The organism is Neoalteromonas flava (assembly GCF_002807685.1).
GTDB lineage: Bacteria > Pseudomonadota > Gammaproteobacteria > Enterobacterales > Alteromonadaceae > Alteromonas_E > Alteromonas_E flava.
On sequence record NZ_PEAX01000003.1, the window covers coordinates 205,812 to 220,727 of the forward strand.

Consider the following 14,916-nt stretch of genomic DNA (forward strand, 5'->3'; position numbering starts at 1 on the left):
AATGTTAAAAGACAACTTAGGGCGCCACTTTCGGTATTTGCGTTTGTCTATTACCGATGTCTGCAATTTTAAATGTAATTACTGTCTACCCAATGGTTATCAGTGTGATGCGCCAAAACAATTTTTAACTTTGCGAGAAATTCAAACTCTGCTTTATGCATTCGCGCAGTTGGGTATGAAAAAGATTCGCCTAACAGGCGGTGAACCGACGCTACGACGTGACCTTACTGAGATTATTGCCTTGTGCCGGAACACGCCAGGTATAGAACATGTCGCCATGACAACCAATGGCTATCGTTTGGCACGTCACATTGACGATTACGTTGCCGCAGGATTGCAATCGGTTAACATCAGCATAGACAGTTTGAATCCTGAAAGTTTTATCGCCATTACTGGCTATCAAAAGTTTGAGCAAGTGATGCTGGGGATAGAACGCGCGTCGGCGTCCGAGCTACAACAGGTAAAACTAAATGCAGTGTTACTCAAGCAGTTTAACACAGCTCAGTTTGAGCATACGTTAGAATGGCTCAGAAACCGCAGATTGACTTATCGCTTTATTGAATTAATGGAAACTGGCAATAACTCTGAGTTCTTTTCCGCAAATCATTGCTCCGGTCAACAAGTCAAACAGCAATTGCTTGATAAAGGTTGGCAGCGCGTTTTGGCAGGGCCGTTGTCTGGCCCTGCACAAGAGTTTTATCACCCCGATTACGCAGGGCGTGTTGGCTTAATCATGCCATACAGTAAGGATTTTTGTCAGAATTGTAATCGGTTACGTGTGTCTTCTATGGGGCAATTGCAGATGTGCCTATTTGCGGATGCCGGGATTGACTTACGCAATGCATTGCAGGCCGAAGACGTGGAGCAAACCAAACTGTATATCCTGGCGGCTATGCAAGACAAAGTATCGGCACACCAATTATCAGCACACCAGACCGGTGCGACGTTAAACCTCGCTCAGATTGGTGGCTAGAATGTCATTTTCTGCGAATTTTGACGCTGTCATTTTAGCTGGAGGTGAATCATCACGAATGCAACAAGATAAAGCCTCTCTGGTAGTCAATGGCGAAAGCTTTTTGTCTCGTCAGCGCGCTTTAGCACTCGCTGTGGGCGCACATCGGGTAATTATCGCTGGACGTGCTGGAGTCGCCGGAGGGATCCCGGATCAATACCCCGGTATGGGACCGTTGAGCGGCATTCAAAGTGGGCTTAGCTGCAGTCAGCATGGGATTTTAGTTTTACCTATTGATATGCCTCTGCTTACTGTAAAACTAGTAAAAAGGTTGTGCCAGCAAGGCCTTAAAACCCATAAGATCTCATTGTATAAAGGTTATAAACTGCCGCTGTTTGTGCCAAATACTAACCTCATCCGAGATACCCTGACGCAACAGTTAAGTGCTGGCGACAATGTCTCGCTAGGGAAGTTTTTAGCGCTTCATGAATGCCATCATTTACCAGTCACTGAACAGACATATTTTGCGAATGTCAATACACCCGCTGAATGGCAGCAAGTGCAGCGGATCATGACTGCATCACAGTTATCGTAAAATATCGTCGAATAGTTGAATTGTGACTTCCTCATCTGCGGTATAGCCGGTGCTGTCGCTAGGTACGAGGATGTAACAATTCGCCTTACTCAATGAGGACAACACACCTGAACCTTGGTGAGACAACGGCGTGACAAGCAGCTGCCCGTGCGCACCTAGACTTGTTTGAGCTCGCTGAAAATCTAAGCGACCAGGACGCTTGCGAATACTTTTAGTAAGCCTAGCTTTGAATGGCAAGGCCTCAGTGGTTGTATCACCGCACAATTTTTTTAACGCTGGCACGACGAGCTGATGAAAGGTAACCGCAGCAGATACAGGATTTCCCGGTAAACCAAAAAAGTGACGAGCTGCTATTTGACCAAACGCAAAGGGTTTACCAGGTTTCATTGCAATTTTGGCAAAGTGAATTGAGCCTATTTCGTCCAATACTGATGTTGTATAGTCTGCATCACCTACAGACACTCCTCCTGATGTAAGAATGACATCGGCTTTCTCACTGGCTTGTAAAAACGCAGCTTCTAGAGATAACGGATTATCATTTACGTGACCGAGATCCAATACGTCAACGGGTAAACGTTGCAACATGGCAATGAGGGTATAGCGATTACTATCATATATTTGTCCTGGACTCAGGACATCGCCAGGTTGAACAAGCTCGTCACCAGTTGAGAGGATCGCGATAGAAGGTTTTTTATAAACAGTTACGATTGCGATCCCAAGAGAGGCCAACAATCCAATATCTACCGTTTTTAAACGTTCCCCGGCGTTCAAAATGGTTTGACCGCATTGAATGTCTTCTCCTTCTTTGCGAATATTGCTGAGACTTTTAGGTGGATACTGGATATATACGGAATTTTCCTCGAGCTTTGCATTTTCCTGCATTTCTACCGCAGTTGTTCCAATTGGCACGGGCGCGCCCGTCATGATACGTATGCACTCGCCAGGCTGCAATTCACGTGGGCTGCACTCGCCGGCCTGAATCCTTCCCACTAAAGTAAATGTTGTTAGTGTTAAGCTAGGATCACATATGGCATAGCCGTCCATGGCTGCATTGTCAGTAGATGGCACGTTTATTTTAGATTTCACCGGTATCGCAACAATGCGACCTAAGGCTAGGGTAAGCTCAATTTCTTCGGTTTTTGTGCAAGTCGTAATGGTTGCCAATAACGCTTTTTTAGCCTCATTGAAAGGCATTAAACCATTTGCAGTATCACAGTGTTGCATTCACGATTCTCATGTTTAGCTATTTGATAATTGTGCGGTGTAGCCGCCATCAATTGCATGGCAGCTGCCCGAGATAAACTTGGCTTTGTCACTGAGCAAGAGACCGGTGAGCTCAGCTACATCCTCCGATTGACCAATCACGCCCAATGGCTGCAATTGTGCCTCTTCCTGCAATACCTCGGCTGCGCTGCGCACCGATTGAGCTAGATAATTATCTATCGCTTAGTGAAATAACGGGGTTTCAATAATACCAGAACACACCGCATTGACGCGAATGCCATACTGCGCATAATCCAACGCAGTGGTCTTCGCAATCGAAGCCAACGCAGATTTTGTCAGCTTATACGCAAAAAAATTCCGTTTACCCACAAACGCTTGCTCTGGTCCCATGAGAAAGATGGCACCTCTACCTTGCTAACGCATAACTGGAAGCGTTGCTTTTAACGCTGTATACGCACCCTTTACGTTAATGGCAATAATGCGGTCAAGTGACTCTTCTGAAGTGTCTTCGAGAGTCTCCGATAAGTGGAGCCCGGAATTACAGACTAAACGATCGATTTGCCCCTGGTGTTCAACACATTTTGCAATCGTCGCTTCAACAGCAGCTACTTGGGAAACACCGCAAGGGAGACAAGTAGCGTTCGCTACAGGCTCCGCAAAGTCTTGAATGTAGAGGTTGAAATCCATTGCTCCGGCTGCAACTTGTTGTTTAACAATTGCTAATTCAATACCTGTACTACCACCAGTGACTACAGTAATACATTTGGCCATATGCGGCAGCCCTGTTTTAGTTTTGGGGTTTTAAAGGTTGCTTAGCTTACCGCGTGTTAGACGACTTTTGTAGTGCCTCCACTACCGGTTTTGCTTGTCTGTTGATCCGGTAGATACCCCAATGTTTCTCAGGTTCAGAGGGGTCATCCGAGCCTTTCCAGTCTTCATCAAATGCTTCAAACAAGAAGGTTAATACCCCATTGGCTTGGCTCCAATTGAGTAACGCCTGGCAATATTCTGCTTGCCATGCCTCATTGGCAAAATGCGCTGGAAATGCATGGCCGTTAGCGTTTGTAGTCCAGCCAGCTTCGGTAATAATGACGGGCTTATGCGGAAAACGATCGGCAACATCAAAGTAATTCTGTTCAGTAAAATGCATAGCATGCTCAATCGATTGCGATTCCCACAATGGATAGCTATGTAGCGCCAGCATATCCAAGCATTCAGCGAGGCCGTCGAGATCGCCGCGCGCCCAAGGCACATAGTTCTCACAGAAGGTTACGGGCAAATCCACTTGAGCTTTTAACTGTTGAGCAAAGTGGATAAGGCGAGCAGTGTCAACCTTATGATCGGTCCAATCTACGCTAGCTTCGTTACCAATGGAGATACCCATTGCAACATCAGTATAATCTCTGGCTAATCGCAAAACGCGCTGTAATTCTTCATCGTTATGCTGGCGATTACGCTCAAGCTCATGTTCAGGGTAGGTAGGTTGCCAAGGGCAATTTGGGTTCACCTGTTCTGCCGCCAAATCCATGCCGAGCAGGACTTTAAACGGTAACTGTTCACGGCGAATGACTTCAAGGACGGTATGTGCGTGAGGTCCAGCATCGTAAAGGCGCAGATAGCTCCATTGACCCCGCAATATCTGCAAGTCTTGCAGTATTTCAGTGTAACTAGGGAATATCCCTAGGCTTGGATTCTGTCCGCTGCGATAGCCCGAATAACAAATAGCGTTGTGGTAGGCGATGCCTAATTCTTCAAGTTTGCTGCGTTGGGTCGCAACGTTTGTATTTACCAAAATTTCGGTACTCCATCTTTATCCCAAAGGCCCCAATAGGCGCCTACATCACCTTCCGCGTCGACTTTCCATGCTTCATCAAACGAAGAAAAATAAAATAGCGGTATTTCGCACTGTTGCGTCCAGCGCACGGCATCAATGAAATAACGCATGGCATTGTCTTCAGAAGGTAATGCATCACCTTCTAGACTGCCTTTATTTGGCCAGCCGGTTTCACTAATGACCACAGGTTTGTCTCCAGCCACAGCTTTGGCGCGGTAATACATGTCCTTCATGTAAACGAGGGCATGATCAATCGAATAACCTTCCCAAAAGGGGTAGCAGTTCGCAAAGATGACATCACATGCGTCAGCAACGGCACGATTTTGTTCAAACAGGTAATACGCGTCAACGTAACCTACCGGGATCCCATTGGCTGCCTGTTTCGCTTTTTCGATATAGGTTACCAATTCACTTTCAGACATTTCCTCGCGCAACATCACTTCGTTTCCTACCGCGAGAAGATCAACATGCCCTTGCTGCATTAGCTCAATAGCATTGATTATTTCTCGCTCGTTAGCCTCGAGATCCTCATCAAGCCAGACGCCCACTAGGGTTTTAAAGCCCATTGATTTAGCGATAGCCGGGATTTGTTCGTTGCCTTCTGTACACGAGAACGTGCGGATCCATTGCGTGTGAGGCTGCAGCACAGCCAAGCGTTCGGTGATCTGTTCTTTACTTAACGCTGAGCCTGGGCCTTGCCCTTCGATGTATGGACTAAAGCAGATCCCATGTAGCCCTTGAGTCATGATCGTATCGATAGCATTGCGTTTATCGGCAACGGATAGCTCTGCATGCTGCGCATAGCGGCGGGTGTATAGATTTTTAAGTCGAGACATTAAAGCGGTCCTCAAAAAACGTCAGCTATTGCGCTAACTGTTGTTGAATAAATTCTCGTGAGTCTTTTAGTAACGCTTGGCGAGCGGGTTCGTGCACATACATCATGTGCCCGCCATGGTAGTAGCGGTAATCTATTCTATCCGCTGCAATGCCATGTCGGTTTAGGGTATATTCAGCATCAAAAAATGGTGTCACTAAGTCGTAGTAACCAGAAGCAACTAACACGCGAAGCTGTGGGTTGCTGCGCAGCACTGATGCAAGATCGTGGGCAGTATTGACGTAATGCGGTTCCCAAGATTCACCATCAGGGCGAGGGCTCCAACGCCATTTGGCAGATAAATCCGGATCGCTGGGATTAAGGTATTTACGTTGCCAGTCAATGTTTAAATCATTGCGCATGTAGTGCATTTGCGCAGCTTTGTAGGCAGGAGATATAGCATCGCTAGCGTCACCTTGAGGCCCTGCTGTCACATCATCGCGTTCATCTTTTTGGTAGCGACTGTCAAGCAGTCCAACTGCGACACCTTGCTCGCGCAGTAATTCTTTGGCGAAGCGGTGAGCATTAACTCGCAAATCGACCTGGTCGAGGTAGCGCTCACTGAGTCCAGTGAAAGATTGCATTTCCTTGAGCAAAGCAGTGCGCTGGGCCGGATCCAATAGATTGCCTTGAAAAAGTGCGGGTAATAAGCGTTGCACGGCAAACTCGCGACTCTGCTGAATGAAGTCTTCAAAGCGACCTTGTTTTTCAATTTTACCGTGATACCACGCAGTAGCTGCTAACGTAGGGATATAGGTAATGTAGGAAATGATATTGTCGTCAACATAGGGTGTAGAGCCCTGATAATCCAAGGCTTGTGAGACAAAAATAATCCCATTCACATTAATGACATGTTGGTCCAGTAATACATTGGACACAGCCGCCGCACGTGTCGTGCCGAAGCTTTCGCCGAGTAGAAAGATGGGGGAGTTCCAGCGGTTGTTATCGGTTAGCCACTGAGCAATAAAAGCAGCAATAGAATTTGCGTCTTGCGTGAGCCCCCAAAAATCTTCACCTTTAGCATCACCGATGGCTCGTGAAAATCCCGTGCCGACCGGATCAACAAAGACCATGTCAGTAACATCAAGAATGGTTTCAGGCGCATCTTCAATGGTATACGGAGCATTTCCAGGATGCTGAGCATCACTTGGAACTACAATACGTTTAGGCCCATAACCACCCATATGCAACCATGTTGATGAGGAGCCAGGGCCGCCGTTCCAGATAAAAGTGACTGGCCGCGGTGATTTACTTGGCACGATATAGTCGAACGAAAAAATACTCGCAGTAGGCTGTTCATCTTTGTCGCGCACATAAGTTTCGCCAGCTGAAGCAATGTAGGTTAACGAACGCCCGTTAAATTTGCCTTTATGTTCAGTTTCAAACCGTTGAGCCGAGGGGACCGCGTTCGCTGTAGTTTGCACCGAATCTTCCTGTGCTTGAACGGTAGCAGATAGTTGCAAAACGAGCATAATAAGCCCAACTAGGCTGATAAGCTTAGCAAGAGATAATGTGACACGTGTCATGGATATGGCTCTGATCGATCTTGGAGTTAACTTAGGTTACCACATGTCTTTACCATGGAGTTTCCCGTTGAACCGCACTAAGTTACCAAGTTATCTCATTTCACTTTGCTTAAGCACACAATTTAGCCTCTTAGCTCAGTAAAGCTTCTGCATTCCCTGATTTTAAGGCGTTACCTTGTTGCTTATTAATGGTATTGGTTTCAGTGAGTTAACCGCTTTATAGGAAGAACGTATCTTCATTATTTGTTGAAAGAATGTGCAGTGGTACGACCACTGTGTTGTGCTAAAGCAACAATAAAAATGAGTGATATGTACGCGGAGGCACATGAATCTTATCGTATTAAATGAATCTATTGAGTGTGAGTGGTTCGACAAAGTTGATAAGCGCTGTGCTATCACACCGGTAAGTGTGAAAGCACTCATTCGCCTTGGAATTGAGGTGAGTTTGCAAGCCGGTTCGGGAGAAAAGGCTGGGTATGTGGATGAGGACTACCTCGCTGCTGGTGCAGAGGTTTTTACTAATCCAGGACGCGCACTGAGTACTGCCGATGTGTTTCTTACCGTGAACCCGCCAACCACCAACGCAATTGCATTGGTACCGCAAAATTGCATCGTCATAGGGCACCTAGATCCCTTTTTCCAAGAACCGCTGGTCAAAGCTATCGCTACGCGTGGTTTAACAGCTATATCGGTTGAAATGATCCCGCGCTCGTCACGCGCGCAGAAAATGGACGCACTGAGCTCGCAAGCAAGTCTGGCTGGTTATGTCATGATGCTACAAGCGGCTAATCAATATGCGTCTATCCTGCCCATGATGATGACTCCATCGGGCACTATTAAACCTGCCAAGGTATTTATCATTGGTGCCGGCGTTGCGGGCCTACAGGCGATTGCTACCGCGCGTCGCATGGGAGCCAGCGTGTTGGCCTACGATACGCGCGATGTAGTTGCTGAGCAGGTTGAGTCACTCGGCGCAAAGTTTCTCAAGATCGACATTGGTGAATCCGGTCAGACCAAAGACGGCTACGCCAATGAACTAACGGAAGAGCAAAAACAGCGTCAAGCCGATGGACAAAAGGCAGCAATTATTGACGCTGATATCGTGATCACCACTGCGCAACTGTTTGGGCGCCGTCCGCCGCGTTTGATCAGTGCTGATGTTGTCAAGCAAATGCGCCCCGGCAGCATTATTGTCGATATGGCTGCGCAATCGGGTGGCAACGTTGAAGGATCGGTTACTGGTGAGACAGTCATTCAACAGGGGGTGAAAATTATCGGTAACGGCGATTGGGCGCAGCAGGTAGCCAAAGCAGCGACTGATATGTACGCAAACAATTTGCTCAATCTTATTGACGAGTTCTTTAACGCAGATAGCAAAAATCTAGAGATTAATTTCGAGGATGAAATTATCCGCGGCTGTGTGGTTACCCATGCAGGTGCTATTTGCAATGACATGTTAACCAAGGCGTATTCGGAGTAAATCACTATGACCATGATCTATCTACTTTTTATAGTCGTGCTCGCTGCGTTTCTGGGTTTTGAGTTGATCCGTAAAGTACCAGCAACATTGCACACACCGCTTATGTCGGGGGCTAACGCAATATCCGGTATTACCTTGGTTGGTGCGATGGTCTCTGCTGGAGCAGAACAGCAATGGCTAACCACAGTTTTAGGCACTGCGGCAGTAACCTTAGCGACCATCAATGTGGTCGGCGGCTATCTGGTCACTGATCGTATGCTAGGCATGTTCAAAAAAAAGACGTCGGGAGATAAGCCATGAGTACATCTATTTTGCTCGTAAATGCAGCTTATATTCTTGCTGCCATCCTATTCATTTTAGGGTTAAAGCTGCTTAGTCACCCGGCTTCTGCACGCAAAGGCAACGGGGTATCGGCCCTTGGTATGCTATTAGCCGTTGTCGTAACCTTATTGGACCAAAACATCATTAGCTATCACTACATCGTTGGTGGCATGCTGCTTGGTGCTGCGATCGGCGCATGGGCAGCACGTACTGTACAGATGACGGCAATGCCACAAATGGTGTCATTGTTCAATGGTTTTGGTGGCGCAGCGTCCTTGCTGTTAGCGTGGGCCGTAGTCAATGAGTTTGCTGTGAGTGGTGAACATTCCAATGCTATTTTCTTGCTTGTTTCATTACTTTTTACGTTGATTGTTGGAGCCATTACTTTCTCAGGTTCGCTTATTGCTTGGGCTAAGTTAGGAGAAAAAATAACGACTAAAGCCGTCGTATTTACTGGACTGCGAGAACTTAGCTTATTGCACCTATTGGGGATGCTAATTCTGGGTTACCTTTTTGTGGTAGAACCACATAATCCGCTTTGGTTATGGTTGATTATTGGAGTAGCGCTGAGCTTTGGTTTTTGGGCCACAATTTCAATAGGTGGCGCTGATATGCCGGTGGTTATCGCCTTACTCAATAGTTACTCTGGGATTGCAGCAGCGTCTGCTGGGCTTGCCGTCAACAATACGATCCTAATTGTGACGGGTTTATTGGTAGGTGCATCTGGGCTTATTCTAACTAACATCATGTGTAAAGCGATGAATCGCTCATTGATGAATGTTCTGTTGTCAGGTTTTGCCACTCCAGTTGAAAGTAGTGCACAGATAGAGGGGGAGATCAGGCCCTTATCGGCACAAGATGCTTATTATGTGTTAGAAGCTGCTCAATCAGTACTGGTTGTGCCAGGCTATGGTATGGCCGTTGCCCAAGCTCAGCATGCGGTGCGTGAACTTCAGATATTGCTGGAAGACAATGGCGCCAATGTGGAATATGCCATTCATCCAGTGGCGGGCCGGATGCCGGGGCATATGAATGTTCTGCTAGCCGAGGCGGATGTACCTTATGATCAACTCATGGAAATGGATGATGTTAATCCACGCATGCAAAACTATGATGTGGTCATTGTGATCGGGGCGAATGATGTAGTAAATCCGGCTGCAAAAGAGATGCAAGGTAGTCCAATATACGGTATGCCGGTCATTGAAGCGTATCGTGCAAAGACGGTTTTCGTGCTCAAACGTTCGGCCAATGCGGGCTTTGCTGGTGTGGACAATCCTTTGTTCTTTAAAGAGAACACGCGGATGATTTTGGGCGATGCTAAAGAGTCTATCAATACAATGGTGAAGGCATTTAGTGACGACTAGTTAGCCATCGCAAATAATCGTTGTGTGGCAAAAAACTTCCAGCGGTGAAGTAAAAAGCACGCTTTTTATCGCGTGCTTTTTTAATGCATTATTTAAACCCAGTGAATTCCGTCAAAGGGTTCGCGTCGCCGTTGCTGGGGCTATTCCAGCAGCTCTGGTGGCTGGTCCAAAGACCGCTAATTGACCAACAATGAGCAGGCTCACAATTCCGACCGGAATATAGAACCAATCCAACGGTGTTAGGTTAAACCAATCCACCAAGAGCAAATTTAGGCCGATGGTTAGCAACGTGCCCAGGGCAACACCACATAAGCTAATTAGTCCATTTTCCAGCATGAAGTAGCGTTTAATGGCGCCTTTGCTGGCCCCTAGTGCGCGCTTGGTACCGATTTGCTTGATCCGCTTTTGCACACTAAAGCTCGCCAGACCAACGATGCCAAGGGCAGTTATCAAGGTTAAGCAGATGATCACTGTGAGCAAGATCTTGATCATGGCATTGTGTTGGCGATAACTGTTTTCACGGGTTTCGGTTAACGTGCTCAAGTTGCGAATAATTCGTCCAGATGCTCGATTTGCAAGTAACTCCTCGACTTCAGGCATTAACTTGTCTCGCAATCCATCTTCGCTGCGGATCAAATAGCGAACTGACTGAAACCCAAGGTTTTCCGGAGATAGCATCGCGTTTTCAAGGTTGTTCCAGCCAACCCAAGGCGCTTGTAATTGATCGACCACGCCAATCACGGTCATCGGTTCGTCATCGCCAATATAAACGATTTGTCCAATCGCAGCGTCAACCGACTCAAACAGGCTCTCGGCCAATGCTTGCGTAATAATAACTGACTCTGGCCAATCTGGCTGGGAGGGCCCGCGCCAACGAACTTCATTGGTGTTGAAGTTACGTCCGGCAACCAATTCCAGATCCAAGGTTTCTAAACCGTGCTCATCGACCATGTAAACGGCAGTGCCAGTACCTTCAATATCGGCGCCAGGTTCAGTTGCTAACGACATAGACCAACCACCACCACTGATAGGGATTGCGTTTAATTGAATTGCGTTAATAACGCCAGGCAGAGCGCGTAGTGCCAACAAGTCTTCAATGGCGGTTGCTTTAGCATCATAATCGCTGCCGTAACCGGTGCTGGTAATGTAAAAAGTATTCGCTTCGTCCAGTCCGCTGGCGCGTTGCATCATTTTGTCGCGTTCAAGAACGATAGATACGCTGTTGATCACAATGGTCATGGTGACTGCGATTTGCAAAGCGATTAAAATTGCACCGACTTTATTGCGCATCAGTGCTCGCCACATGGGCCCTAATTCTAAATGTGAGATATTCATAAACCGGCCTCGTTAAGATTTAAGTTGTGCAGCGGGTTGCACTTGGCACGCTCGCCAAGTGGGATAAACCCCGGCGAGAATGCTGCTAATAAGTGCTAGTAGGAAGGCAAAGCCGACCATGGTGAAATCAAGCTTGACCAAATTGCGCATGAAATCGCCGTATAACAATTTGATCCCTTCTAAGCCGACATACGCAAACAGCAAACCCAGAAAGCCGCCGAGTATACCTATGCACGCAGTTTCAATAATGTGTTGCACGAAGATGTCTTGCTGTGATGCGCCTATGGCTCGACGCAAGCCAATTTCTGGCGACTTACGACTGAATTTGGCGAGCAATAAGCCGACAGTATTGACCAAGCAGACGAATAAAAACATAAAGGCTAGCCACAACATGATTTGTGCATCGTCAGCAACAACCTCTTCGTTTTCTAGCCACTCCATGACATTTGACAAGCGGTTATTGAGTGGGCGTTCAAACCGACCTAATAGTTTTTGTTCTTCAACATAGCTGTTGAGAAAGGTCATGTAGGCATTTTTATCCTGTTCAGTTGGTAACTCCGCCCAAAACTGATAGTTAACACATTCTGAATTTAAGAACGCCTGGAAACCTTCACCTTCGGGAGACTTCCAGCAATTAGTGTTGCCGCCAGTGCCTAACTCCAAGGCTTGCTTAAAGTAGAAGGGCATGAAGACGTCTTCAATATCATTAAAGGCACCAACAGTGACGTCATAGAATCGCGGCACGGGTTGCCAATCATTTAGTACGCCGACAACCTGAAAGTTATTGTCAGCGATGCGTATTGTGCGTCCAATCGAATTTTCACCACCAAATACGCGTTCATTCAACGCTTTACTCAGTACGACGACGTAGCTGCCATTTTCATCATCACTTGCAGACCAGCCATTGCCATACAGAAACGGCGTGTCGAACATAGCAAAGAAGTCAGCATAACTTAGGCGCAATGAGCCCATAAACGGGCGAACATCGGGGTCTTGCGGTTCAATTACCGCGCCAGAGCTAGCGGTTGCAGTTTGGCGAAAGGCAGCCTTGGCTTGCATTAAATTAATAGCGTCGCGAAAAGTCACTTGATCAGGTGGCTCGTTGGGTTCGCGAGCGGGTTGATGGGGGCTCCAACTGTCTAACTGGACATAATACAACTGGTCACTTTTGTGCGGGATCGGGTTGGATGACATCAAGTAATTGACTGTCACTACTGATACGCTGGCACCAATACCCAACGCAATAGCAATGACCATCAGCGAGCTTAAAATTGGGTTACGTCGCATGCTGGCAAAGCCAAGCCGGAGGTAGTAAGTAAACATAGTCGAACTCCTAAACCGCAATTTTAGTGGCCATGGCTTCTTCGGCCATGCCTTCGCTAACGCGACCGTCACGCACGAAAATATTACGTTTAGCCTGCTGAGCCAAATGTGGATCGTGGGTGACCATCACAATAGTGGTGCCCGATTGATTGATTTCATTGAGCAGTTGCATAACGGATTGCGCCATCTTGGTATCTAAATTCCCGGTCGGTTCATCGGCGAGCAGAAAGCGTGGCTCGCCAGCGAGTGCTCGGGCAATCGCGACCCGTTGCTGTTGTCCACCAGACAACTGTGATGGCAAATGCTTCATGCGTTTTGCCAGACCAACCATTTCCAAGCTATTTTCAATACGCTTTTTTCGCTCCGCACTAGAAAACCGCCGATAGCGCAGAGGCACATCAACATTATCGAATAAATTGAGCTCTGGAATGAGGTTGAAATTCTGAAAAATAAAGCCGATTTTTTCGTTACGGACTCGGCTGCGCTGCTTGTCGGATAAGTGGGTTACATCTTGTCCATCCAAGGTATAACTGCCGCCATTGAAGGTCTCTAATAATCCAGCAATATTCAAAAAAGTGGTTTTGCCGGAGCCCGACGGCCCGGTAACTGCAACAAAGTCGCCTTCATCTACAGTGAGATTAAAATCTCTCAACGCATGGGTTTGCACGCTATCGGTAATAAATGTTTTGGTTAGGTTGTGCATGGTTAACATAAGTGTTCCTTGTCGCTTGCTTTTATTGGGTGATCAGCACAGTGTCTGCGCCGTTAAATTGGTCTGTGGATGAAATGATTATTTGGTCGCCAGCGTTGAGTCCGTGCGCGATTTCAACGTCAGATAAACTGCGTGCGCCGGTGCCTATCACGACTTTTCTGGCAATATTATCGTCGACTTTATAGGCAATCTTGCCGGCCCCCGATTCTAAGAACTGCCCACGTTTTACCAATAAAACGTCGGGCTTATTTTCCATTAATATGCGCGTAGTAAGACGCTGATTCTGGCGCAAACCGGTCGGTTTTTCGACGCTGTTGCCAGTTTCATCGGTGGCGGTAAATCGCACCCGTCCAGTGACTTGATTGTTTTCAATTTCAGGTGAAATAGTCACTAGCTGCGCAGGGTGCGACGTACCATTGATAGAAACTGTGGCGGGCATGCCAATCGCGAGGTCATCGGCGTAACTTTCGGGAATATCGACCTCTAGTTCAAATTCGGTAAGGTCAACGACGCTAAGCAAAACCTGATTGTCGGCGACTTGGTTCTTTTGCTCGACGGCTAAATTACCCACGATGCCATTCACCGGAGAGAGGACCTTGAGTTCGTTGACTTGGCGCTCTAAGTCTTGGACCAATAAGCGCTGGCGGTCAACGATTAGCTCTCGACTACGGATCTCAAAAGCTAGGCTTTCAGCATCAAGTTCTGCGTCCTGTACCGCGTGCTGATGCACCAGTTGCGCGTTTTGTAGGTCATCGTTCGCTTTTTCATGGTCGATGGAGCTTATGGATTGGGTCGCAAACGCTTTATCGGCACGGCGCTTTTCACGATCCGCAGCGATAAGTGCAACCTTCGCTATGTCAACCGACTTTTGATTTTCCAACATGGCTTTTTTAGCGCTGATCCGCTCGCGTGAGAGTGCAGTCTCATTTTCTTCGAGCACTGCGCGTTCCTGACTCAGTTGATTAGTCAACTCTGGGCTCTCTATTACTGCCAAGGTTTGACCGAGCATGACGTTGTCGCCAGCCTCAACTAGTAAAGTAATTGTACCGGAAGCCGGGCTATATAATGTTGGGCTGACAGCCGCTACAACACGCCCTTGTACGGAAAGGTCACGTTGCAAGTCGCCACGAGTCACTGTGGCTATACGCAGGCGGTCGAGCGGCACTGAAGCACCCGATTGACTCCACGCACTTACGGCAGGGGATAGGTAATACAAAGCACCAATTACGGCTAACCCCGAGGCTAGCGCAATAGTCCAGGTGTTCTTTTTGCGTTTCGGCGCAAGTACTTCATCCTGCGCGCTGGTATCTTCAATTTTCATTTAACTGACCTGAAATTAACAATCACAAGCTAAGTCGAAGATAAAGCGCGAAAAG

The 14,916-nt window shown here is 47.3% G+C and carries 13 protein-coding genes and 1 pseudogene; 5 read left to right on the plus strand and 9 right to left on the minus strand.

Annotation, left to right across the window (positions count from 1 at the left end; genetic code table 11):
- Nucleotide 1 precedes the first annotated feature (1 nt).
- Together moaA and mobA are read left to right on the plus strand one after the other, a co-directional pair.
- A complete protein-coding gene (gene moaA / locus CSH92_RS06980; RefSeq protein ID WP_100656909.1) occupies nt 2-973 on the plus strand; it encodes a GTP 3',8-cyclase MoaA in 972 nt (323 codons plus the stop codon).
- Between the two features lies 1 nt (nt 974).
- Entirely contained in the window at nt 975-1,547 is a 573-nt protein-coding gene (gene mobA / locus CSH92_RS06985) for a molybdenum cofactor guanylyltransferase (RefSeq protein ID WP_100656910.1), read from the plus strand.
- On the opposite strand, the gene moeA is transcribed toward mobA, so the two are convergent.
- The 5 genes and pseudogenes from moeA to CSH92_RS07010 all read right to left on the minus strand — a co-directional run bounded on the left by moeA (nt 1,539) and on the right by CSH92_RS07010 (nt 7,005).
- Entirely contained in the window at nt 1,539-2,771 is a 1,233-nt protein-coding gene (gene moeA / locus CSH92_RS06990; RefSeq protein ID WP_100656911.1) for a molybdopterin molybdotransferase MoeA, read from the minus strand. The genes mobA and moeA overlap by 9 nt on opposite strands.
- A gap of 15 nt (nt 2,772-2,786) precedes the next feature.
- Nucleotides 2,787-3,542 (minus strand): annotated as a pseudogene (locus CSH92_RS06995) (SDR family NAD(P)-dependent oxidoreductase).
- Nucleotides 3,543-3,588: 46 nt separating this feature from the next.
- Nucleotides 3,589-4,563 carry a glycoside hydrolase family 17 protein gene (locus CSH92_RS07000; protein WP_205662135.1) on the minus strand — a complete coding sequence of 325 codons (975 nt, stop codon included), beginning with the start codon at nt 4,561-4,563 and terminating at the stop codon, nt 3,589-3,591.
- Nucleotides 4,557-5,441, minus strand: a complete 885-nt coding sequence (locus CSH92_RS07005; protein ID WP_100656912.1) for a glycoside hydrolase family 17 protein — start codon at nt 5,439-5,441, stop codon at nt 4,557-4,559. Before CSH92_RS07005 ends, CSH92_RS07000 begins: the two co-directional genes overlap by 7 nt.
- A gap of 25 nt (nt 5,442-5,466) precedes the next feature.
- A complete protein-coding gene (locus CSH92_RS07010; protein ID WP_240612754.1) occupies nt 5,467-7,005 on the minus strand; it encodes a S10 family peptidase in 1,539 nt (512 codons plus the stop codon).
- 325 nt (nt 7,006-7,330) lie between these two features.
- On the opposite strand from CSH92_RS07010, the gene CSH92_RS07015 reads away from it, so the two are divergent.
- The 3 genes from CSH92_RS07015 to CSH92_RS07025 are packed head-to-tail and all read left to right on the plus strand — an operon-like array spanning nt 7,331 to nt 10,170.
- The gene (locus tag CSH92_RS07015; protein WP_100656913.1) at nt 7,331-8,485 is read left to right on the plus strand and encodes an NAD(P) transhydrogenase subunit alpha; all 1,155 of its coding nucleotides are present in this window, start codon (nt 7,331-7,333) and stop codon (nt 8,483-8,485) included.
- Nucleotides 8,486-8,491: 6 nt separating this feature from the next.
- Nucleotides 8,492-8,785: an NAD(P) transhydrogenase subunit alpha part 2 gene (locus tag CSH92_RS07020; RefSeq protein WP_100656914.1), complete on the plus strand. Its 294-nt coding sequence runs from the start codon at nt 8,492-8,494 to the stop codon at nt 8,783-8,785.
- Nucleotides 8,782-10,170 carry an NAD(P)(+) transhydrogenase (Re/Si-specific) subunit beta gene (locus tag CSH92_RS07025; protein WP_100656915.1) on the plus strand — a complete coding sequence of 463 codons (1,389 nt, stop codon included), beginning with the start codon at nt 8,782-8,784 and terminating at the stop codon, nt 10,168-10,170. The genes CSH92_RS07020 and CSH92_RS07025 overlap by 4 nt, the downstream gene beginning before the upstream one ends.
- A gap of 111 nt (nt 10,171-10,281) precedes the next feature.
- Here the strand turns inward: CSH92_RS07025 and CSH92_RS07030 are convergent, their stop codons facing one another.
- The 4 genes from CSH92_RS07030 to CSH92_RS07045 are packed head-to-tail and all read right to left on the minus strand — an operon-like array spanning nt 10,282 to nt 14,861.
- The gene (locus tag CSH92_RS07030) at nt 10,282-11,505 is read right to left on the minus strand and encodes an ABC transporter permease (RefSeq protein WP_100656916.1); all 1,224 of its coding nucleotides are present in this window, start codon (nt 11,503-11,505) and stop codon (nt 10,282-10,284) included.
- 12 nt (nt 11,506-11,517) lie between these two features.
- The gene (locus tag CSH92_RS07035; protein ID WP_100656917.1) at nt 11,518-12,828 is read right to left on the minus strand and encodes an ABC transporter permease; all 1,311 of its coding nucleotides are present in this window, start codon (nt 12,826-12,828) and stop codon (nt 11,518-11,520) included.
- A 10-nt stretch (nt 12,829-12,838) separates the two neighbouring features.
- Nucleotides 12,839-13,540 (minus strand): ABC transporter ATP-binding protein, encoded by a 702-nt coding sequence (locus CSH92_RS07040; RefSeq protein WP_100656918.1) that lies wholly within the window; start codon nt 13,538-13,540, stop codon nt 12,839-12,841.
- A 22-nt stretch (nt 13,541-13,562) separates the two neighbouring features.
- Nucleotides 13,563-14,861 (minus strand): efflux RND transporter periplasmic adaptor subunit, encoded by a 1,299-nt coding sequence (locus tag CSH92_RS07045; RefSeq protein WP_100656919.1) that lies wholly within the window; start codon nt 14,859-14,861, stop codon nt 13,563-13,565.
- Between the last annotated feature and the right edge of the window lie 55 nt (nt 14,862-14,916).

Excerpts from the sequence above, each read along its gene's own strand:
- mobA (WP_100656910.1), top strand. The coding sequence starts at position 975 with ATGTCATTTTCTGCGAATTTTGACGCTGTCATTTTAGCTGGAGGTGAA.
- CSH92_RS07025 (WP_100656915.1), top strand. The coding sequence starts at position 8,782 with ATGAGTACATCTATTTTGCTCGTAAATGCAGCTTATATTCTTGCTGCC.
- CSH92_RS07020 (WP_100656914.1), top strand. The coding sequence starts at position 8,492 with ATGACCATGATCTATCTACTTTTTATAGTCGTGCTCGCTGCGTTTCTG.
- CSH92_RS07015 (WP_100656913.1), top strand. The coding sequence starts at position 7,331 with ATGAATCTTATCGTATTAAATGAATCTATTGAGTGTGAGTGGTTCGAC.
- moeA (WP_100656911.1), bottom strand. The coding sequence starts at position 2,771 with ATGCAACACTGTGATACTGCAAATGGTTTAATGCCTTTCAATGAGGCT.
- CSH92_RS07035 (WP_100656917.1), bottom strand. The coding sequence starts at position 12,828 with ATGTTTACTTACTACCTCCGGCTTGGCTTTGCCAGCATGCGACGTAAC.
- CSH92_RS07005 (WP_100656912.1), bottom strand. The coding sequence starts at position 5,441 with ATGTCTCGACTTAAAAATCTATACACCCGCCGCTATGCGCAGCATGCA.
- CSH92_RS07045 (WP_100656919.1), bottom strand. The coding sequence starts at position 14,861 with ATGAAAATTGAAGATACCAGCGCGCAGGATGAAGTACTTGCGCCGAAA.
- CSH92_RS07040 (WP_100656918.1), bottom strand. The coding sequence starts at position 13,540 with ATGTTAACCATGCACAACCTAACCAAAACATTTATTACCGATAGCGTG.
- CSH92_RS07010 (WP_240612754.1), bottom strand. The coding sequence starts at position 7,005 with ATGACACGTGTCACATTATCTCTTGCTAAGCTTATCAGCCTAGTTGGG.
- moaA (WP_100656909.1), top strand. The coding sequence starts at position 2 with ATGTTAAAAGACAACTTAGGGCGCCACTTTCGGTATTTGCGTTTGTCT.
- CSH92_RS07030 (WP_100656916.1), bottom strand. The coding sequence starts at position 11,505 with ATGAATATCTCACATTTAGAATTAGGGCCCATGTGGCGAGCACTGATG.